Consider the following 19,364-nt stretch of genomic DNA (forward strand, 5'->3'; position numbering starts at 1 on the left):
ATCTCTCCGTTCGGGTATAAAAACAGTGCGGGCGGGTGGAGGTTCTGAGCCGTCAGGGTACCCTCAGGGGCTACGTGCGAGGCTTAGCGGTGGCCATGGCCGTGTCCGTGTCCGTGTCCGCGGTGGTGTCGGTGCCAGTGCTTCGCCGAGTGTTCGTTCCAGCGCTCGCGCAGGTCGCTCACGTCGTACCCGAGTTCTTCGAGCGTGTCGAGGGCGACTTCACGGAGTTCGCCGGGGTTCGAACCGTCGGCGCGAGCGTCCTCGACGGCGTCGCGGACGGTCTCGACCTCCCTGTCGCTCAGGTTGTAGCGGTTCTGCAGTCGGTCGAGTTTGTTGTCGAGGCGGTGGTCGAACCGAGCGTCGCGCAGTTCCGTGTCGGTCACACCGAACTGGTGCAGACGGCCGTGAGCGACGAGCCGAATCGCGTGGGCGGAGGCACCGTCAGCGCGCATCTCGGTTACCTCGTCTTCGATGGCCGTGCGTTGGTCGTCGGTGAGATTCAGTCGGTCGAGGAATTCCGACAGCGGGGCGTCAGCGGGGGGTTCTGCTGGTCGGTCGTCGGTCTGGCGGTCAGTCGGTCGCTGGTCGTCAGTCTGTGCAGTGTCCGTTTGCGGCGTGTCCGTCGTCCCCTCTTGTGCCGCGGCGAGACCGACGACGCCGCCGGTCACCACGAGCAGTGCGAGGAGCGCTCCGAGGAGTGTCTTGCTTCGCATGGGTGTTTACCCGTCGAACCGGTGGCTGGAGGGCAATAAGGAGATTTGCCGAACTCGGGCACGAGACGGCCATCAAACGGGCACGAGTTAGACCCAAATTCCAGTCGAAACGGAGGTCAGCACTCTGTCGCGTCGCCTACTCGTCCGAACTCACGAGTTCTTCGTACTGCGCGCCGGTCTGTTTCAGCGTCTCCGTCGAGTAGAGTCGCTCGTGGTCGAACGGCAGGTAGTCGGCGGCGAGTTCGTCGATTTTCTCGTCCACGGCGTCGGCCTCGCGGCCGTGAATCATGGTAAAGAGGTTGTACGGCCAGTCCTGTTCGGGTCGTCGCGGGCGGTGATAACAGAGCGTGACGTACGGGAGGCTGCCGACCTTCTCGCCGCGGGCGTCGAGTTCGTCGTCCGGCACGTCCCAGACGACCATGCAGTTGTTTCTGAACCCGGTGACGACGTGGTTGACGATACAGCCGATGCGTTTGATACAGCCGCCGTCGACGAGGCGTTCGATGGCCGCGACGACATCGTCGGTGTCGGCGTCGATGCGTTCGGCGACGTCCGCGTAGGGTGTCTTCGACAGCGGGAAGCCGTCTTGAATCTCCACGAGGAGCCGAGCGTCGAGGTCCGAGAGGTTGCCCGTCGCGTTCTCCGAGATGCGAGTCGCGCTCACGGCCGTCTGTTCGAGGCTCTCGCGGGCGAAGCGGTCCTCGTTCATGACGGGGAATTCGAGGTCGATGTAGTAGTCCGTGAGCATCGGGAGGTTGAGAACCTCGCAGCCGGTTCGCTCCTCGATTTCCGAGAGGATGCGGTCGCGCGTCTCCCGCGACCCGGCGGTGACGACGAACCACATGTTCCACTCGTGGTCGCGGCGGTAGTTGTGGTTCACTTGTCGATAGCCGTTGATAACCTCGGCGACCTCGTCGAACCTGTCTTCAGGTGCCGAGACGGCCGCGAGGGTCGAACTCCCGATGACAGGCGGGTTGAGCACGGCACCGAATCGACGGAAGATTCCCTGCTCGCGGAGGCGACGGACGCGGTCGAGAGCGTCGGCTTCGTCGATGCCGAGGTCCGCGGCGACAGCGCGGAACGGGTGTGCTTCGACCGGGAAGCCACTCTGGTAGTCGTCGATGAGTGCGGCGTCGACCTCGTCGAGGTCGGCTCGCCAGTCGTCCGAGAGGGCGCTCATTGCCCGGGGTTAGGAGTCAGGGGGCCTATCGCTTTCGGACGGACGCGACACACCGGGACGACGGGGCGGATGGTCCTCGAATGGCGGGACCGAACAGGACGTTTTTTGCGCGTTCGGCCGAACGCTCCACCATGGCAGCAGCCGACACCGAGTTCGGAGAGTGGCCGCTGAAACGTCTGATGACCGAAGTCGTCGGCACCGGGACCAAATCCGCCGAGGACATGACGCGGGCGCAGGCGATGGAGGCGATGCGCCGCATCCTCGCCGACGAACCCGACCACACGACGCTCGGTGCGTTCTGGCTCGCGAACCGCTGGAAACACAACAACGCCGAGGAGCTCGCCGCCTACACCGACGTGATGGCCGAACACGTCCAGTACGCCGAACCGAAGGTCGACCCCGTCGACTGCGGCGCGAACTACGACGGCAAGGGCAAGACGGCGATTCTCGGCGTCGCAGCCGGCGTCGCAGCCGCTGCGGCCGGAACGCCGGTCGTCGTCCACTCCGGCGACCGCGTCCCGACGCAGAAGCAGGACGCCTACAAGCACGTCCTCGACGAACTCGGCGTCCGCACGGAACTCGACCCCGACGAGTCCGCCGATATGGTGGACGACACCGGATTCGGCTTTTACTACCAGCCAGCGTTCAACCCCGCCATCCACGACCTGTGGGAGCGCCGCGACAACATGGGCGTCCGTACCTTCGTCAACACCATCGAAACCATCGCCAACCCGGCGAACGCCTCGACGCACCTCGGCTCGTTCTACCACCTCGCGTTCGCCAAGAAGATGGTGAACACCTTCGAAGCGAGCGAGCACCACGACCTGCGCCGCGTCGTCATGTTCCAGGGCATGGAAGGCTACGACGACATCCGCCCCGGATACACGAAGGTCGCAGAGTGGACCAATGGCGAGTTCGACGACTTCGAAATCGAGACCGCCGAGTACGGCATGGACTTCGAGTACGACGACCTCGGCGTGGACGAAGACGACGTTGCAGGCGACTCAGCGGAGATTACGGAAGCCGTGCTCTCCGGCGAGCGCGACGACCGCTTCGCCGACGCCGTCGCACTCAACGCCGCACTGCGCATCTACGCCCGCGAAGACGCCGACTCCATCGACGAAGGGCTGGAGATGGCCCGCGAGGCAATCGAGTCGGGTGCTGCGGCTGACGTGCTCGAAGACCTGCGCGCGTTCTGAGTTCCGACTTCCCGACACCCCCGTTCGTTACCGTTTTTCCACGACGTCGAACAGCGCGCCGAACGTCTCATCCTTGCCTGCTTCGGCCTGCACGTCGAACGCGGTGAAACAGTAGCGACCCGGTTCGAACGCGATGGACTCGGCAACCCAGTCTGGAGTGGCGTCTCTATTGGGCGGCGTGTCATCGGGAGTAATCGGGACGTTCCACGGGTGCGTTCCAAACGGTGAAATCGACATTCCGGGGTCGACGACTGACTTTCGGGGTACCTTCGTCCAGCCACTGTCCGTCTCCCGCCAGAGACGCCAGTAGTCCGGCCCAATCGACAGCGAGGATGGTCGGCGATTCACGAGATGGAACGTGGCGGACCCACCCATCTCGACGCGCTCCCGTTTCGGAGCCAGATACACGGCTTCGTCGCCGGTCTCGTGGTAACACCGGTCGACTTCCTCGGGACACGATGCGTCCGAATCGAATCGGCTCTGCGGAATCGAATGCCGGGCGGCACATCCAGCGAGCGAACTAACCGCTCCTCCCCCGACCGCAGCGAGAAATGACCGCCGTTGCATGAGACAACTCGTCCGGCGTCCAATAAATGTTCTTTGAATTACACCAAAGGGCCGATGACAACGCTGCGTCTCCGGCCGACAGGCAGCAGTTCAGTCGCTCGTCGCCCCCGCCGCTCCGTCGATATTCGTGACTTCGAGACCGCCCGAGAGTTCGGTGTTGGGGTACGGCATATCGATTCCCTCGGCGTCGAAGCGCTCTTTGACCGCCTCGACGAATTTCGCGCGCACCGCGCCGTAACTGCTCGTGTTCGGGTCAATCCAAATTCGCCCCGAGAGGACGACCGCCGAGTCACCCAGTTCCGTGACGGGGGCCGTCGGTTCGGGGTCGTCGAGGACGCCCTCGATTTGCGACCCTTCGTCGACGATGGCGTCGCGTGCCTGCCCGATATCGTCGTCGTATCCGATGCCGAAGCCGACAGACACCCGGCGCTGGTCGTTCGCTACGTTGTTGACAACTGCCGCGTTCGCGAGGTCGCTGTTCGGGACGGTCACCAGTTCGTTATCGAACGTATCCAACTTCGTCACCCGCAGTTGAATCTCACGAACCACCCCGCTGTTTCCGTCCCACTCAATCCAGTCGCCGACAGTGAACGGTTCGTCTTGGATGATGAACACCCCGGCGACGAAGTTCGCGATGAGGTCCTGTGCGGCGAAGCCGACCGCAAGGGCAAGAGCACCGGCCAACGTCGCGAACGCCGCGAGCACGACGCCGAAGCCTGCGACTGTCGCGGCCAACGCGACTGCGACGACAGCGGTGACGACCACCGTGGTACTCACTGCGAGTCCGATAATCGTCTCGTCGAAGCCGCGGCGTCTGAGACCCTCTTCGACCGCCCGGGTCATGACGGACTTCCCGAGGAGGTAGATAACAGCGAACACGACGATGAACAACAGGACCGCCGTGGCTGCACTGACCAGTTGCGGGACGTACTGCTGTGGGTCGAGCGAGACACCCAGTTGAAGTGGTAACATGGGACATTGTTAAATGTAGACAGAGATATTAACTATTTGCTACGGATTGGCAGAAGATACGAACCGTCGACCGGTGGAGAAAGTGAGAGCCAACGCGAGACGCAGTCGAAACTATATTTCGAACGCTTCGTCGCCGTCTGCGAAGGGGTCGTCTTCGTCGAGGCCATCGTCAAGCGGGAGCGCGACGCCGACGAGCGTCTTTCCGGCCGTCACGGTCGCTTCGCGGGTGATAGAGTAGACGACACCGGCACGCTCGGCTTCGACTTCCTGTAGCACGTTGTACGTCGTCGGGTCGTAGACCCAGCCGAGGTGGTCGCCGGGGCGGACCTCGCGGCCGAGTTGGAGGTCTTCGCGCGCGACGAACAGCCCGGAGGTTTCGGCGGTGACGCGACCGAGGTGATTCCGGTAGGTCTGGCCGTCCCACGGTTCGACAGCGCCGCCGAGGATGCCCATGTTTCGGGCGACGTTGAGTAAGCCCTCGACGCCCGCGACGATAGCGGGTTCGACGAGTTGCTTGTTGTGGGCGAGTTCCGGCGTGATAGAGGGGATTCCGGCGTCGGTCGCCGCGACGCGGAGCTTCCCGCCGAAGTTGCGTTCGGACCACTCTTCTTCGGCGTCTTCACCCGCGGCTTCCGCGAGCAGGAGGTCAACACCGAAGGCCTCGGCGAGTTCTCGTGACTGGTCGTCGTGCTTGCGGTAGACCGTGTGCGTGAGCATGTCCGGGCTCCCGGTGTGAAGGTCGACGATAGCGTCGGCGCTCCCGGCGAACTCCCAGAGTTTGGCTGCCATGCGTTCGTGGAGCGTACCGTCGGCGTCACCGGGCCAGACGCGGTTCATGTTCGAGTTGACGGAATCGAGTGCTTCCGGCGTCGCGTACGAGACGCGGTCGAACGTGAGCGGGTCGGCGACTGGGACTGCGACGATGCGACCCGTGAGGTCGGCGCGTTCGAGTTGGCTGTGCAGTCGTCGAAGGACCTCGGTCCCGTTTATCTCGCGGCCGTGCTGGGCGGCTTGCACGTACAGCGTCGGCCCGTCCGCGCCGTCGGCTGGCTCGTAGGTGTGAACCGTCGTCTGTACCGGGACGCCGGAGGGGAGCCGGGCGAGCGTCACGGTCTCCGCAGAGTGCATGTTCGAGGCATCGCAGTGTGTCGTCTTGTAGTTAGGGGGCGACACGACCACAGGTGGTGGGTCTGAAATCCGTCAGTCGTCAGCAGGTGCGGTACCGACGGCAGCGTCCTCGCCGCGGGAGAAGTAACTCGCCAAGAGCGGCCCGGTGATGTTGTGCCAGACGCTGAAGAGTGCGGGCGGAAGTGCCGCCGCCGGTGAGAAAAACGACAGTGCGAGTGCGGCCGCCAGCCCGCTGTTCTGCAGGCCGACTTCGAACGTCGTCGTCCGAACGCGGTCGGGGGACATCCCGGCGAGACGACCCGTGCCGTACCCCGTTCCGAGACCGATGGCATTGTGCAGAACGACGGCCGAGACGGCTGCGACACCTGCGCCGAGGATGGTGTCCACGTTGAGGCCGACGACCGCCGCGACGATGGCGACGATAGTCACGACCGAGACGAGTGGGAACACGTCGAGTCCGACTTCGGCCGCCGAGGGCGCGTATCTATCGAGCGCGAGGCGGAGCGCGAAACCGAACACGACCGGGATGAAGACGATTTGGAGGATGTTGACGAACAGGTCCATAAATCCGACCTGCAACTGTTCTCCGGCGAGTACGACGACCCATGCAGGCATGACGAGCGGCGCGGCCAGCGTCGTCACAGTCGTGATAGCCACCGAGAGCGCAACGTCGCCCTTCCCAAGATACGCCATGACGTTCGACGCGGTGCCACCGGGTGCCGCACCGACGAGCACGACGCCGATGGCGAGTTCCGGCGGGAGCGAGAGGGCGATAGTGAGCGCATAGGCGGCCACGGGCATGACGACCCACTGCGCGACGGCACCGATGGCAACGTCGCGAGGACGCTCGGCGAGTCGCCGGAAGTCGCCGGGTTGGAGCGTCAGCCCCATGCCGAGCATGATGACGCCGAGGAGCGGCGAGATGTACGGTGCAATCCACGTGTACGCCCCGGGTCGAATCAGTGCGGTCGCCGACGCAACGAGCACGAGGCCGACGAAGTAGGTGTTTGCGAGGTCCGAGAGCCACCGGAGAGCAGACAGCATCGCGCTGCCCCAAGACATCACAGTTCGTTGATAATCCATTCCGTGATAGTCGTTGTCGAATGACAATTAGTTCTATCGGTAGCCCGACTGGGGTGCGAGGCGGCACGGTTTTCACCCATCCGCCCGACGGTGGAACCATGAGCGACAACCCAACCGCTACGCTTCACACGAACAAGGGCGATATCACGGTCGAACTGTTCGAAGACAAGGTTCCGAACACGGTCGAGAACTTCGTCGGCCTCGCGACAGGCGAAAAGACGTGGGTCCACCCCGACACCGACGAGACCAAAGAGGGCGAGCCGCTCTACGAGGACATCCTCTTCCACCGAATCATTGACAACTTCATGATTCAGTGTGGAGACCCGACCGGAACCGGCCGCGGCGGCCCCGGCTACACGTTCGACGACGAGTTCCACTCTGACCTCAGCCACGACGGCCCCGGTGTCCTGTCGATGGCGAACCGCGGCCCCAACACGAACGGCTCGCAGTTCTTCATCACGCTCGACGCCCAGCCGCACCTCGACGGCAAACACGCCGTCTTCGGAAAGGTCACAGACGGCATGGACGTCGTCGAAGACATCGGTTCGGTCCCGACCGACAGCAACGACAAGCCGGTGTCCGACGTCGTCCTCGAATCAGTCGACATCGACCAGTAACGCGACTGCCGCAGGCGTCAACCGACCCCGTCTTCTTCGACCAGTGCGACCGCCTCGTACTGCCGAGAGCAGGGGAAGTCGGTGCCACGGTCGGCGACGAACTGCGCGAGGCCGATAGAAGCACCGGAGAACGCGACGAGAGGCGATTGCAGTGACGCGTTCAGCAGTCCGACGACTCGTACTCCCGAAGCCGTGTCGTTATCTGGTCGTCCATCGCCGCGAGCACGGCGTCGAGGTCGCGGCCGTCGAACAGTTCCGAGAGCCCCTCAGAGACGATGGTTCGAACCGCCGTGAACGGCCCGATACGAGCGCCGCGAGTTGCCGGCGTATCCTCGCTCTCGGCCAGTTGTTCGAACGCGACTTCGAATCCGGGTCGCTCGTCGAACCAGCCGGCGTCCTGAAGACGCTGTTCCGTCTGGCGGTGAACTGGGAAGTAGCCGGTGTGTTGGTGCCACTGCTGTTGTTGCTCGGGCTGGGTCAGCCACGTGATGAACTCGCCTGCGGCGGCCTGCTGCTGGTCTGTCGCTTCGTCTGCGACCCACAGCGAGGCACCACCGACGACGACGCCCGCACGCGAGTCCGGCGCGGGGAACTTTCCGACCTTGGTCGTGAATCCTCGCTCTTCGGCCCCCTGAACGATGGACATGGCGCTCGAACTTGAGTCGACGAGCATCGCAGCACGGCCGTCGAGGAACGCTTCTCTCGCGGCACCTCTGGCTTCGACGCCGGGGTTGTACAGCAGGTCGTTCTGTTCGAGGTCGCGCCACCATCCGAACACAGTTCTCGCGACCTCGCCGTCGAGATGAGGCGTGCTCGCCGTCCCGTTTCGGCCGTTGTCGGCGTCGAAGAGACACGCACCAGCAGCGGCAAACCACTGTTCGACGAACCAACTGTAGTTCGCCCACGTCGCACCGTATTCGACGTTCGTGTTCGTCTTCACTGTCGCCGCCGCCCGCGTCACCGAATCGAACGTCTCCGGTGGGGCACCCGGGTCGAGACCGGCGCGGTCGAACGCATCTGCGTTGTAGTAGAGGACGGGATTCGAGGAATTGAACGGCATCGACCAGAGCGTTCCGTCCTGTCGGTAGTAGTTCGCGAGTTCGGGAACGAGAGACGACACCAACGAGGTGTCGGGGAGCACTGACTCGACGGGCGTAAACGCCTCACTGTCGAGCGCCCGCTGTGTGCCGACCTCGTAGAGTTGGGCGATTGTCGGGGGCGTTCCCGACTGCGCGGCAGCCATCGTCGCGTCGAACGTCCCGCGATAGCTCCCTTTCGCCGCGGTTTCGACGCGGACACCGTCGTGCGTCGCGTTGAACTCGTCGACGAGCGACTCCAGAACCAGCGCCGTGTCGCCGGTCATCCCGTGCCAGAACTGGACGACCGTCTGCCCCGACTCGGTCGCCGAGTGGAGTTGGTAGTCGTCGATTGACGCTTGCAGGTCGTCTGCCTGCTCCGAGAGCGTGTTAATCTTCGTCATCGCCTCGGACAGCGACACCGTCTGTCGGCGGGCCGAACCGGCCACGTCCGACGCCAGTGTTGCGGTCTCGTCGCTGATGCTCCCGACTTCGTCGGCTTGGCTCACGACCTCCTGTGACGTTGCCGCCTGCGAGTCGGTCGCATCGCTAATTTCGTGGAGGCTGCTGTTCGTCTCTTCGAGGTCTTCGACGACACCGTCGAGAGCCGAGAGTGCGTCTTGGATGGTCTCGCTACCCTCTTCGAGTCGGCCGTTCGTATCGGTGATGTCGTCGACCGTCTCGTCAGACTGCGCTCGAACCGCCTCGATGGTCGTCTCGATATCCTCGGTCGCGGCCTGCGTCTCCTCCGCGAGCGACTTGACTTCCTCGGCGACGACGGCAAAGCCCTCGCCTGCCTCACCGGCACGGGCGGCCTCGATGGAGGCGTTGAGCGCGAGGATGTTCGTCTGTTCTGCGATGTCCGATATCTTCGCCGCGATACCGGTTATCTGGTCGATTCGCTCGTCGAGTTCCCGGACGCGAGAGACCGTCGCGCTGGTCTGGTCGCTGATAACGTCGAGTTCGTGGAGTGCCTCCTCGGCCGCCTGTTTCCCCTCGCTGCCGCGTGCGACGGCTTCGTCGGTCGACTGTCTGATTTCGTCTGCTGACGCCGCGACCTCTTCGATTGTCGCCGAGAGGTTCCGCATCTCGTCGGCGACCTCTTCGACGCTCTCGCTTTGCCGCGTCGCACCGTCAGCGATATCGTCAACCGACTCCGCGACGGCGCGACTCTCTCCGCGGCTGTCGCCGACGGCGTTCGAGACAATCACTGTCGACGAGGCGACTTGGTCCGCGAAGGCGTCGACGTTCCGCATCGACGTTTGCCACTCCTCGAACAGTTGGTTGAGGAGGTTCGCGTGCCGTGCGAGTTCCGGGTCGTCCGGCACGTCGACACGGACGGTGAGGTCGCCCTCGATGCACTGCTCGATGGCGTCTGAGAAATCGTCGAGGTGCGACAACGAGGCGTCGCGGTCGGGACGTTGTCTCGCGTCGGCAGACACATTCGTCCCTCCGTCGTGGCGTGGCTCGCGGGCGCTCTCGGCCGAGGCGGATTCTTCAGTCTGTTCGTCGTCAGTCGCGTGTGCGCCCAGCGCAGCCTGCACGGACGCACGAATCGACGACACCCGTCTGTGGAGATACCTGTCGTCGGTCATTGGTGGACGAGATTATCGGAATATGATAAGTTCACCTCTCTGAATATCAGAATTGAAGCTTAGGTTTGTTACGGGGAGTTTATTCATTAGAAATCAATCTGCCGATTCAGTCGCTTGTAGATGCGCTCTGATGGACTCGAATACAATACGCCCGGTCGCTCGAGTCAGTTCGAAATCCGGTGTTTCGTTCAGTCACCAAAACGTTCCATATTGGTGAGTGGTATTCGCATGAAGAGTGTTCGACCACCGACCGAAGTGTGTGGTCACCGGGCGACCGACAGCGCAAAGTTCACTGGGTCGTAATCACCGCCGATGAGCGAGGAGTCCCAGCAACCCAAGCCGAGCGACTTCGGAACCGACGAAAACGCCCCACCAGTCGACGAGAAGCCGTATAAAATCATCTTCGAGGCGAACAAGTGCTTCGGAGCAGGGCGGTGTGCGGAAGTCGCCGACAACTGGGAGATGGACCTCGAAACCGGGCTCGCCCGTGCGAAGTCGTACTTCGTCGGCGAGGACGAACTCGACGAGAACATCCGCGCAGCGGAGGTCTGTCCGGCGAAGAAGGGCCGTGGAGTCATCCACGTCGTCGACCGCCGGACGGACGAGGAGATTTCCCCGGACCCCAACGGCGACGGGACGCTGTCGGTCGACTGGTAAACGAAAGCACTTTTCTGTCCCTCCGAGAACGATAGCCTGAGCGGGGGTGGCTGAGCTAGGCCAAAAGCGGCGGACTTAAGATCCGCTCCCGTAGGGGTTCGCGAGTTCAAATCTCGTCCCCCGCACTTGTACCGACGAACGACACTGAGGAGTGTCACGTGCGGCCAGAGAGAGTTGAATCAGGGAGCGACGCGAGCGAAGCGAGCAACCACTCCCACCAACCCACCCAAAAAATACTCGACTAGAGCACCACCGACGCCCTTAGACCGGCCTTAGACCGGCAGTTCGACCCCGAGTTGTTCGAACAGCGCCGCCATGCTCGCCGCGTCCTTGGACTCGACGATTCGGTCGTCGTCGAAGCGGCGGTAGCTGAATCCCTCCACGTCGATGTGGTTGCCGGTCGGTTCGATGCCGCGGAACGTCCCCTCGTGCGTGCCGTGGATGGACCACCAGACCATCACGGCGTCGTCTTCGGCGACCACCGCGTGCAGTTCGGTCGTCGCGTCGGGGAACGCGTCGTCCCACTCGCTGTACAGTTCCTTGAGGTCGTCCCGGGAGACGAGCGTGTCGTCGGACCCGGTTCGAACCGTCGCGATGCGAACATCTGCCGCGTACAGGTCGTCGAGCGCCGAGAGGTCGCTGCCGTTCCACGCCTCCTCGAACTCCCGAAGGACCCGCTGTTTGTTCTCTTCCGTCGTTTCTGTTGCCATAGCACCCTCCAGCGTCCATAGCCACCGTCGCACGTCACTGGCGAACAGACGCTGTGTTGAGTTACGACGAGACAGAACATAGTAATTTGCTAACATGAAACATACCAGAGACGACGGTCGGGGAACGTCGTGCAGAACCGAGACTCCTCGTCTCGGTTACCTGTAGAGCTTCGACCCTCGCTCGTCGACATCCGGGCCACCAGGCGTTCGGACACGGTCGACGAGCGTGGTGAGTATCCCGAGTGCCCATCCCGTCGGAATGGCGAGAACGAACCACATACCGACGTACGCGAACCCCTTCAGTTCGAACGAGTTTCGGATGAACGCGGCGAGACCGGCGACGTCGAGCACGTTGTCCAACAGCCAAATCGCCAGCGACGTCGAACTCGGGAACACGACTGACGCGAGTGTCGGTGAGTAGAGCGATGCGACGACCGGTGGGAGAAACAGCGCTGTCACACCCAACGGGTAGGCGAGCGCGACCGTCGTCTTTCGCCCACCTCGCCGGGTGAAAAGCAGTGCGAGGACGGCCGCGACAGTCGCGACGACGCCCGCGGCACCGACTGCGACGAACCCCTCGAAGGCGATAGACGAGACGTAGGTCGCAGCGGTGAGCACACCCCAGACGAGCGCCGAGAGGAGTGCGACGCCCACGAAGCCGAGCCCTGCGGTCAGTCGGTCGATACGGTGGGCGTAAAATCTGGTCGCGAGACCCACGACGAAGAGTGGGTACACCAACGCGAGGAGCAGTGCGCCACTCACTGCCCACAGCCGGTATCCCCAGCGCTTGGGGCTGGACTGTGCGTTCCAGTTTTCGACCACCGAGTGGTTACCGGTCCGTTCCCGAGCGAACGCCATCTCCATCCAGTTCGCGTGCAACCAGTGCAGGTCGACACGCATTGCTCGGACGATGGTGGCGACGCGGGACGGGACCCACGCGGGCGTCTGTTGCCAGTCGTCGTCGACAGGGTTCGTCATTCGGAGCGTGCCGTACCGTACTGTTTCCCTTCGGTACGCAGGGATTGTTGGTGCTCGACCGCCGTCTCCTGAATCTCCGTGATTCGGTCGACGTCGGTCACGTTCGACAGCAGAACCACGGCCGTGAGTGCTGTCGCTCGTTCGTTCAGTTCGTCACCAGCCATCACGTCGACGATGTCCGCCTCTTTTTCGAGCCAGTAGCGGCCGCCTTCGAACCCCTGTCTGGAGACTGTCTTCGAGGGCCCCGAGAGGACGACAAGCGCCCGTTCAGCACTCGACACCTCACACGGGAGCGTGAGCTTCGACCGGGCGGCCTCGCGGACGAGTCTGTTGATTTTCGCCGCGTCGGTGGGGGTATCCTCGTCGCCGCGAGGCGTGGCAGACGCCCAACTGGGCTCGGGAATCCACGCGAAGCGGTCGCTCAGCGCGCGGACCCACGAGCGAAGCCTGCCCGGTTGTGGAAGGTCGAACGAGGCGTATCCGATTGTCGAGACACCACCCGTATCGAGCGCACGGATGATGTCGCTCGGGTCCATTCGGTACTCTTCTGCCGACGGCTCACGGAACTCGCCAGCGGCGAACAGGGCGACGAGTCGCTCTGCCAGCGCGGCGTTGACGGCTGCATAGCCACTGCCGTCTGACTCTGGTCGCGAGGGAGGCGCTTCGTCGTCTGCTGTGTCGTCTTCGGGACGGTTGTCCAGCGCACCACCAGTTGGACGCTCACCATCGAGCCACGCGTCGTTGTCGAAGGCGATGACGTTGTCAGCCTTCGAGACGAACGACTGGAGCGACCGCGCAGCGGTCAGTGCTTCTTGCTCGCCTTCCGAATCCGCGGGAAGCACGCCGACCGCGTAGACTGGCTCGTCACAGATTGCCTTCAGGTGGTCGATGACGACCGCACCGGCACCGCCGCCGGTTCCCCGGCCGAGTCCGGCAATCACCAGGATTCCATCGACCTCGTGGAACTCGATGTGGTCGAACGCACGGATGATGTCGTTTTTCTCCTCGCGTGCGATTTCGGCCGCGAGGTCGGGGTCGCCGTCGATGTCCGTGCCGTCGGCTTCCCAGTAGACGTCCCCAATCGTCAGTCGCCGCGCTTCGGGGACGTGTGCTGTCGCGTCGAACGTCGGCTCCGTCGAGTTGATGAGCAACGTGTTCCCGTTACAGAGGTTCCGGCCCGTCGTCTGCTCGGCTTCGAGGATTTGGTTCACGAGGCGACACCCCGCGTTCCCGACGCCGACGACTGCCAGTTTCACGGCCTCACCTCTCGGGAGGTGGACACCGGACTCCGCGTGGCGGATTGCGGAGGTGATGTGCTCCGCGTTGCGGTGGTCCTCGTGGACGCGTTCCGCGTGGCTGAAGCCGTGGTCGTCGTGCTCCACGTGACGGGAGCCATGGTCAGATGACCGGGTCGATTTTCCCGTCCGAGTCGGTTATCAGGTCGGCAATCTCCTCCTCGCGGACGGCCTCCTGTTCGGCGATTTTCTCCTGTGCTTCGACCGCTTGGTCCTGAATCGACTCGATTCGAGGCGTCTCCGTGACGTTCGACAGAAGCACCACCGCCGAAAGCGCCGTGGCGTTCTCTCGGGGGTCGTCGCCAGCCAACACTTCGACCGTGTCGACCTCGTTTTCGATCCACTCGCGGGCGCTCTCCAGGCCCTTCCGCGAGAGTTCGGACGGTGGCCCCGACAGGACGATGAGCGCTCGGTCGGCGCTCGAAACCTCACACGGGAGCGTGAGCCGAGAGTTGACCGCGCGGCGGACGAGACCGTTTATCTTCGCTGCGGCGTTCGAGCCGTCTTCTATCTCGTGGTCTTCGCGGAAGCGCTTGAGCAGCCCCTCGCCGTTTGCCTTGTCTACCGAGGTCGACGCGTATCCAATCGAGGAGATACCGCTCGTATCGAGCGTTCGGATGATGTCACTCGAGTCCATCGCGTTTTCGGCGACGGTCGGTTCGTCGTACTCACCGGCACCGAGGAGCGTGACGAGGCGCGTCGCCAGTTCGCGGTTCATTCCCTCGTAGCCCTCGCCGACCGTCTGGTCTTTCGAGCGCCACGCGTCGTTGTCGAAGGCGATGAAGTTGTCCGTGTTGTTGACGAACGACTGGAGCGACCGAGCGGCGTTCAGCGCCGGGCGACCACCTTCGTACTTTCCGGGAAGGACGCCCAGTCCGTACACTGGCTCGTCGTACATCTTCTGCAACTCGTTGATGACGACCGGGCCTGCACCACTCCCGGTGCCGCCGCCAAGCGACGCACAGACCAAGATGGCGTCGACCTCGTGGATGTCTACGTCGTCGAACGCGCGCCGAATCTCGTCGATATCGGTTTGGGCGACTTCGGCACCGACTTCGACGTCGCCGCCGACGCCGTGGCCTTTGGCCTTCTGGTGCGTGTCGCCAATTAAAATCCGCTGGCTGTCGGGGATGTGATCTGGTTTAGAAAGGTCAGTCCGTGCGGTGTTTATCACCATCACGTGGCGGCAGAGTTTTCGGTCCGTAAGCGATTCGAACTCGACCATCTTGTCGACAATCTTGCTACCGGCATTGCCGACGCCGATTATTCCTAGTTTCATGGTTGGGTTGCGTGACTAGGAGTGTCCGCGAGAAGGGAGCTGGATGCGCGAATTGGGTCCTGAAGTGCCCGGACAGGACCGACCGAACTGTTCGGCTCGTTGCATCCACCCGTTTGGTGGAGGGCCCCCCAGTCACGTGGCCATCCACACTACCAATAGATAAACAATGTGGCCAAGTGACACACCAATTACTGGACGAACGGACGACTCGCCGCATCTGTGTACGGCGAACAAAATCGGACAGGAGTGACTATCGGCGAAATCGAGGCCTGTGCAGCACCCGAAAGCAAGCCACGGAACGCGAATGCGACGACGGCACGCTCCGAGAGCCCGGCGAGTAGTCCCGCCACCCCAACACACTTTGCAGATGCTGTAATAACATGTAATTAGATCGTGCTGCCCGCCAACGCCCCCTCCCGATTTGACGTCGCTCTCGCCGGAATGGCGGTCTGTTTAGCCCTCGGTGGCGTCGTCGGTCTCGTTTCTGGGATTCCGACCCACCTCGCGACGAGTGGCGGTGCAACGGGCGCAGCGGCGCTTGCATTGGGTGCAACCGCCGACGGACTCTGACGAATTCGCTCAGCCACGACACGCGTTATCACCACTGATATCTGGTGGGTCAACACTTTACGTTCGATTAGCTTGCGAACGAGTAGCATGAGAATCGCACGGTTCGTTCCAGAGGTCCTCAGACGGAGTTACCTCCGGAAGTTCTTGCTCGTCCTCGTGGTCGTCGCCGGGGTGATGGGCGGGTTGGGCTTCTACATCTCGGGGATGGTCACCGAGGAGGTCCGGGCTGACGCGCACTCCGAACTGGAGATGGTCGCGTCGCTCGAAGCCGAAGAGTTGTCAAGTTGGTTGGAGGGATACACGCGGACGGCCCGGATGTTCTCGGAGTACGATGCAATCCGCTCTGGGAACCCCAACGCAATCGACACAGCCCTCGAAAGAGAGAAAGACCAACTCCCACCAGAGGTGCTCGCAGTCCACTACGTCAAGCCGTCGAACGGTGATATCGTCCACAGTACCGACGCCGTGTTGGAGACGAAGACCATCGCCGACCTCGAGGTGTCGTGGACGACCGGTTCGCTGACGATGAACGACGGCGTCGCCATTTCCGAGGTGTACCGCTACGGCGGCGGCCAGCGCCTCGCGTTCCTCAGCCCCGTCGCGGGCCGAGACGCTGCGGTCATGATTGTCGTCGACGCGTCGCGTCACGCCCAGACCATCAGCGAACCAATCGAAGGGTCGCACACGCAGGTCGTCACCGCCGATGGCGTCGTCGCTTTCGACAGGTACCACAGCAACGTCCTCGAACAGTACCGTGGCGATTCCTCGACGCCCGCGCTCGACGCCGCGGTCGCGGGAGAGACCGGCGTCATCGAACGCGACGGGAAAGTCGTCGGCCACGCTCCCGTCGAGGGCACGGACTGGGCCGTGCTCATCCAAGCGCCACCCGAGAACACCTACGCTCTCGCAGCGCTCGTCGAGCGAGATATCACTATCCTCATCGGCGTCGCGCTGGGCGGTCTCGGGCTCGTCGGCCTCGTCATCGGTCGCGGCACGGTCGTCTCGCTCCGGCGACTCCGTGGTCGCGCCGAAACCCTTGCGAGTGGCGACCTCGACGTCGACCTCTCGACCTCGCGTGTCGACGAGTTCGGTGCGCTGACCAACTCATTCGCCGAGATGCGCGACAATCTCAAGGGCCGAATCGAAGCGGCCGAGGAGGCCCAAGAGGACTTGGCTGCAGCCGCGGCCGACTACCAAGCGACGATGGACCGCGTGGCGACGGGCGACCTAACGGTTCGGACCTCAGTCGAACCGGACGACGACGCGATGGCCGCTGTCGGCGACGGCATCGACTCGATGGTCGACGAACTCGAAGACACCATCGGGCAGGTCGCGACGTTCGCGGCGACCGTCGATACTGCTGGCGAGCGCGTCACTGCAGGAACCGAAGAGGTCACTTCGGCCTCCGAGCGCGTCGAGCGAGCCACTGCCGACATCTCCGATGGGGCGTCCACGCAAGCGACGCTCCTCGACGAAGTCTCGACCGAGATGCAGGACCTCTCGGCGACCGTCCAAGAGGTCGCCGCCTCCGCCGACGAACTCGCCAGCCTCGCTACCGAAGCCAGCGAACGCGGACAAGAGGGCCGCGATGCGAGCGCCGCCGTCCACGAAGAGATGGCAGCTATCGACGACCGAGTCGCCGCGGCAGCAGACGGCGTCGAAGCGCTCCGCGACGAAGTGGCGGAGATTGGCGAAGTCGTCGACCTCATCGAGGACATCGCCGACCAGACGAACTTGCTCGCGCTCAACGCCTCCATCGAGGCCGCCCGCGCCGGTGAGGCGGGTGAAGGCTTCGCCGTCGTCGCCAACAGCGTCAAACAACTCGCTACCGAGACGGCCGAAGCGACGACCGAAATCGCCTCCTCGATAGACGAGGTCGAAACGGCGGCCGAAGAGACCGTCTCAGAGGTTCACGCCGCCAGAGAGCGCGTGTCCAACGGGGCGGAGACGGTCGCCGACAGCGTGCAGGCAATCGACGAAGCGGTCGACCGACTCGACGAGGTCGACGACGGCGTGGCCGCTATCGACGCCGCGACCGCTTCGCAGGCCGAGGCGGCGCAGTCGGTCGCGCTCCGCGCCGACGAAGCAGTCGAAATCGCCAGCGAGACGCAAACCGAGGCCGCAGACGTCGCTGCCGCGGCCCGCGAACAGAACGACGCGATGATGGGCGTTGCTGGACAGATACAGGAACTCTCTGGCACGACCGAAGAACTCCGGGCGCTCGCCGACCGGTTCGAGGTGCGAACCGACGAGGGCGAGACTCTCGACAGCGAGAACAGCGCCGTCGAATCCGAGGCGACCGACGAGCCGACGCCCTTACCGGAAGGTGTCGAGTCGGACGCCGCAGCCGAACCCGGTGGCGAGCCTGACGAAGGCCACGGCAGCGATGGTGCTGACGGAGAGCATAGCAGCGATGGTGCTGACGGAGAGCACCCCGACGACACTCTCGAACCGGAAGCGCCAGACGACATCGACGTCGTCCCAGAGCCTGACGTCGACGACGACGTGCTCTCGTCGCCGACGCTCTCGGAGCTCGCGGCCGACGGCACGGGCGACGACGAGTAGTACTCAGCCGCGCAGAACGGCCGAGTGCGATTCTCACGCGAACGTTCTTCTCCAACGAACCGTTGCAAACGCTGTCAGTACACGAGCCGAGAACAGCGTCGTCACTCGATACGGATACAGCCGGTGAAATCGATAGACTGGCGGCTCGACGGTTGAGTTCTTCAGAAAGGGATAGGCAGCCGCACGGGAGCGGCCCGCGCGGCGAATGCCGCCCTAGATTGGTCCCCGCTGACGCTTCGGCCCTCCAAAGCGAAGCGTCACCTAAACGGAGTGCGGCGAGATACTTAAACATGCCGCCATTCTGCCGATTCTGGCGGAATCGGGCGATTCAGGGACCGAACACGAACCGGCCGAGACGCAACGACCTTTTCTCCCATCAGTTCCTTCCTCTCGCCATGAGTGAACAGCAGGACCTCCCCGGTCGGGTCCGCCGGGCGTTCGGCGACCACGGTTCGTTCGAGCACGAGAGCGACCGAACGTTCGTCTCGATGACGACGCACTTCGATGGCCGCGTCACCGTCGCACAGCGGGACGACGGGAAAATCGAGTTCGAAGTGTCGGTTCGCGTCCCGATGCTGTCGACCGTCACCGCAGACGAGGTCGCCGACATCGTCGAAGACGGCTGGTTCGAGACGTTCGAACTTCGAATGGACGATGCTGGCGGCGTTACCGCAGGCGACCACCAGCTCGAACCGACGGTGACGCGTCAGGACGACGAGGCACTCGTCGAAACGTCGTTTGCGGACATCAACGAGCGTCGCGGCGTCGACGACGCTGGCGCAGTTATCGACTACGTCGAAGGGACGTTCGTCCAGGGAATCATCCCCGGGTACGACTACACCGAACCGGTGACGAGCATCCTGAGTCGAGCACAGGAGAACGCCGGAACCGGATTCTGAGACTGGAGTTCGCTGTCGGCGGCCGAAGCAAGTCTGGTGGCCGCTCAGTCCATCGCGATATACGTCTGTGTGCCTTCGATTCCCTCGACCTGTTGGATGCCGTTTGCGACTTCCTTGACCTCGGCCGGGGAGTCAACGTCGACTTTCACGATGAAGTCGACATCGCCCGCGACGATGTGGACACTCTCGATGCCGTGGTCGACGTCGACGAGTTCTTCTTTCAGTTGGTCGATACCATTCGCGACGGTTGCGGCTTTCACCATGATGTATGCATGAACCAT

The 19,364-nt window shown here is 63.4% G+C and carries 19 protein-coding genes and 1 tRNA gene; 7 read left to right on the forward strand and 13 right to left on the reverse strand.

All coding sequences use genetic code 11. The annotated features are described in order from the left end of the window. Positions 1–83 precede the first annotated feature (83 nt). Together C453_RS16395 and ahbB are read right to left on the reverse strand one after the other, a co-directional pair. On the reverse strand, positions 84–713 hold the full coding sequence (locus tag C453_RS16395; protein WP_008326146.1) for a hypothetical protein: 630 nt from the start codon (positions 711–713) through the stop codon (positions 84–86). Between the two features lie 136 nt (positions 714–849). Beyond that, positions 850–1,893 (reverse strand): siroheme decarboxylase subunit beta, encoded by a 1,044-nt coding sequence (ahbB, locus tag C453_RS16400; protein ID WP_008326147.1) that lies wholly within the window; start codon positions 1,891–1,893, stop codon positions 850–852. 131 nt (positions 1,894–2,024) lie between these two features. Between ahbB and C453_RS16405 the strand changes: the two genes are divergently transcribed. Then, positions 2,025–3,092 carry an anthranilate phosphoribosyltransferase gene (locus C453_RS16405; RefSeq protein ID WP_008326148.1) on the forward strand — a complete coding sequence of 356 codons (1,068 nt, stop codon included), beginning with the start codon at positions 2,025–2,027 and terminating at the stop codon, positions 3,090–3,092. Positions 3,093–3,119: 27 nt separating this feature from the next. Here C453_RS16405 and C453_RS16410 read toward each other — a convergent pair whose 3' ends face one another. From C453_RS16410 to C453_RS16425, 4 genes are all read right to left on the reverse strand, one after another. Then, positions 3,120–3,659: a hypothetical protein gene (locus C453_RS16410; protein WP_008326149.1), complete on the reverse strand. Its 540-nt coding sequence runs from the start codon at positions 3,657–3,659 to the stop codon at positions 3,120–3,122. A gap of 90 nt (positions 3,660–3,749) precedes the next feature. Next, positions 3,750–4,631, reverse strand: coding sequence for a mechanosensitive ion channel family protein (locus tag C453_RS16415; RefSeq protein WP_008326151.1), 882 nt, complete (start codon positions 4,629–4,631; stop codon positions 3,750–3,752). A 111-nt stretch (positions 4,632–4,742) separates the two neighbouring features. Further along, positions 4,743–5,759 carry a succinylglutamate desuccinylase/aspartoacylase family protein gene (locus C453_RS16420; RefSeq protein ID WP_008326153.1) on the reverse strand — a complete coding sequence of 339 codons (1,017 nt, stop codon included), beginning with the start codon at positions 5,757–5,759 and terminating at the stop codon, positions 4,743–4,745. A 72-nt stretch (positions 5,760–5,831) separates the two neighbouring features. After that, positions 5,832–6,803: a bile acid:sodium symporter family protein gene (locus C453_RS16425; RefSeq protein WP_008326167.1), complete on the reverse strand. Its 972-nt coding sequence runs from the start codon at positions 6,801–6,803 to the stop codon at positions 5,832–5,834. Between the two features lie 137 nt (positions 6,804–6,940). Between C453_RS16425 and C453_RS16430 the strand changes: the two genes are divergently transcribed. Further along, positions 6,941–7,459 carry a peptidylprolyl isomerase gene (locus C453_RS16430; protein ID WP_008326196.1) on the forward strand — a complete coding sequence of 173 codons (519 nt, stop codon included), beginning with the start codon at positions 6,941–6,943 and terminating at the stop codon, positions 7,457–7,459. Between the two features lie 160 nt (positions 7,460–7,619). Here C453_RS16430 and C453_RS16435 read toward each other — a convergent pair whose 3' ends face one another. Next, the gene (locus C453_RS16435) at positions 7,620–10,130 is read right to left on the reverse strand and encodes a methyl-accepting chemotaxis protein (RefSeq protein ID WP_049907768.1); all 2,511 of its coding nucleotides are present in this window, start codon (positions 10,128–10,130) and stop codon (positions 7,620–7,622) included. 312 nt (positions 10,131–10,442) lie between these two features. Between C453_RS16435 and C453_RS16445 the strand changes: the two genes are divergently transcribed. Continuing rightward, entirely contained in the window at positions 10,443–10,787 is a 345-nt protein-coding gene (locus C453_RS16445) for a ferredoxin (protein WP_008326200.1), read from the forward strand. A gap of 40 nt (positions 10,788–10,827) precedes the next feature. Beyond that, positions 10,828–10,912: transfer RNA gene (locus tag C453_RS16450), tRNA-Leu, on the forward strand. Between the two features lie 147 nt (positions 10,913–11,059). Here C453_RS16450 and C453_RS16455 read toward each other — a convergent pair. From C453_RS16455 to C453_RS20260, 5 genes are all read right to left on the reverse strand, one after another. Beyond that, a complete protein-coding gene (locus C453_RS16455) occupies positions 11,060–11,497 on the reverse strand; it encodes an ester cyclase (RefSeq protein WP_008326202.1) in 438 nt (145 codons plus the stop codon). Between the two features lie 156 nt (positions 11,498–11,653). After that, a complete protein-coding gene (locus C453_RS16460) occupies positions 11,654–12,475 on the reverse strand; it encodes a hypothetical protein (protein ID WP_008326204.1) in 822 nt (273 codons plus the stop codon). Beyond that, positions 12,472–13,857, reverse strand: coding sequence for a tubulin/FtsZ family protein (locus C453_RS16465; RefSeq protein WP_008326206.1), 1,386 nt, complete (start codon positions 13,855–13,857; stop codon positions 12,472–12,474). The genes C453_RS16460 and C453_RS16465 overlap by 4 nt, the downstream gene beginning before the upstream one ends. Positions 13,858–13,873: 16 nt before the next feature. After that, positions 13,874–15,049 (reverse strand): tubulin/FtsZ family protein, encoded by a 1,176-nt coding sequence (locus C453_RS16470; RefSeq protein ID WP_008326218.1) that lies wholly within the window; start codon positions 15,047–15,049, stop codon positions 13,874–13,876. 188 nt (positions 15,050–15,237) lie between these two features. Then, positions 15,238–15,399, reverse strand: a complete 162-nt coding sequence (locus C453_RS20260; RefSeq protein ID WP_160163411.1) for a hypothetical protein — start codon at positions 15,397–15,399, stop codon at positions 15,238–15,240. A gap of 91 nt (positions 15,400–15,490) precedes the next feature. Here C453_RS20260 and C453_RS20870 point away from each other — a divergent pair, with 91 nt between their 5' ends. From C453_RS20870 to C453_RS16480, 3 genes are all read left to right on the forward strand, one after another. Beyond that, positions 15,491–15,619, forward strand: a complete 129-nt coding sequence (locus C453_RS20870; RefSeq protein WP_275039780.1) for a hypothetical protein — start codon at positions 15,491–15,493, stop codon at positions 15,617–15,619. 87 nt (positions 15,620–15,706) lie between these two features. Further along, entirely contained in the window at positions 15,707–18,184 is a 2,478-nt protein-coding gene (locus C453_RS16475; protein WP_008326219.1) for a methyl-accepting chemotaxis protein, read from the forward strand. 395 nt (positions 18,185–18,579) lie between these two features. After that, complete coding sequence (locus tag C453_RS16480; protein WP_008326220.1) at positions 18,580–19,083, forward strand: DUF5813 family protein; 504 nt, start codon at positions 18,580–18,582, stop codon at positions 19,081–19,083. Between the two features lie 44 nt (positions 19,084–19,127). On the opposite strand, the gene C453_RS16485 is transcribed toward C453_RS16480, so the two are convergent. Then, positions 19,128–19,364 carry an Lrp/AsnC ligand binding domain-containing protein gene (locus tag C453_RS16485; RefSeq protein WP_008326221.1) on the reverse strand — a complete coding sequence of 79 codons (237 nt, stop codon included), beginning with the start codon at positions 19,362–19,364 and terminating at the stop codon, positions 19,128–19,130.

This window comes from Haloferax elongans ATCC BAA-1513, assembly GCF_000336755.1.
Classification (GTDB): Archaea; Halobacteriota; Halobacteria; order Halobacteriales; family Haloferacaceae; genus Haloferax; species Haloferax elongans.

Coding starts and splice junctions, on each gene's coding strand:
- C453_RS16395 (WP_008326146.1), bottom strand. CDS start 713: ATGCGAAGCAAGACACTCCTCGGAGCGCTCCTCGCACTGCTCGTGGTG.
- ahbB (WP_008326147.1), bottom strand. CDS start 1,893: ATGAGCGCCCTCTCGGACGACTGGCGAGCCGACCTCGACGAGGTCGAC.
- C453_RS16405 (WP_008326148.1), top strand. CDS start 2,025: ATGGCAGCAGCCGACACCGAGTTCGGAGAGTGGCCGCTGAAACGTCTG.
- C453_RS16410 (WP_008326149.1), bottom strand. CDS start 3,659: ATGCAACGGCGGTCATTTCTCGCTGCGGTCGGGGGAGGAGCGGTTAGT.
- C453_RS16415 (WP_008326151.1), bottom strand. CDS start 4,631: ATGTTACCACTTCAACTGGGTGTCTCGCTCGACCCACAGCAGTACGTC.
- C453_RS16420 (WP_008326153.1), bottom strand. CDS start 5,759: ATGCACTCTGCGGAGACCGTGACGCTCGCCCGGCTCCCCTCCGGCGTC.
- C453_RS16425 (WP_008326167.1), bottom strand. CDS start 6,803: ATGCTGTCTGCTCTCCGGTGGCTCTCGGACCTCGCAAACACCTACTTC.
- C453_RS16430 (WP_008326196.1), top strand. CDS start 6,941: ATGAGCGACAACCCAACCGCTACGCTTCACACGAACAAGGGCGATATC.
- C453_RS16435 (WP_049907768.1), bottom strand. CDS start 10,130: ATGACCGACGACAGGTATCTCCACAGACGGGTGTCGTCGATTCGTGCG.
- C453_RS16445 (WP_008326200.1), top strand. CDS start 10,443: ATGAGCGAGGAGTCCCAGCAACCCAAGCCGAGCGACTTCGGAACCGAC.
- C453_RS16455 (WP_008326202.1), bottom strand. CDS start 11,497: ATGGCAACAGAAACGACGGAAGAGAACAAACAGCGGGTCCTTCGGGAG.
- C453_RS16460 (WP_008326204.1), bottom strand. CDS start 12,475: ATGACGAACCCTGTCGACGACGACTGGCAACAGACGCCCGCGTGGGTC.
- C453_RS16470 (WP_008326218.1), bottom strand. CDS start 15,049: ATGAAACTAGGAATAATCGGCGTCGGCAATGCCGGTAGCAAGATTGTC.
- C453_RS20870 (WP_275039780.1), top strand. CDS start 15,491: ATGGCGGTCTGTTTAGCCCTCGGTGGCGTCGTCGGTCTCGTTTCTGGG.
- C453_RS16475 (WP_008326219.1), top strand. CDS start 15,707: ATGAGAATCGCACGGTTCGTTCCAGAGGTCCTCAGACGGAGTTACCTC.
- C453_RS16480 (WP_008326220.1), top strand. CDS start 18,580: ATGAGTGAACAGCAGGACCTCCCCGGTCGGGTCCGCCGGGCGTTCGGC.
- C453_RS16485 (WP_008326221.1), bottom strand. CDS start 19,364: ATGGTTCATGCATACATCATGGTGAAAGCCGCAACCGTCGCGAATGGT.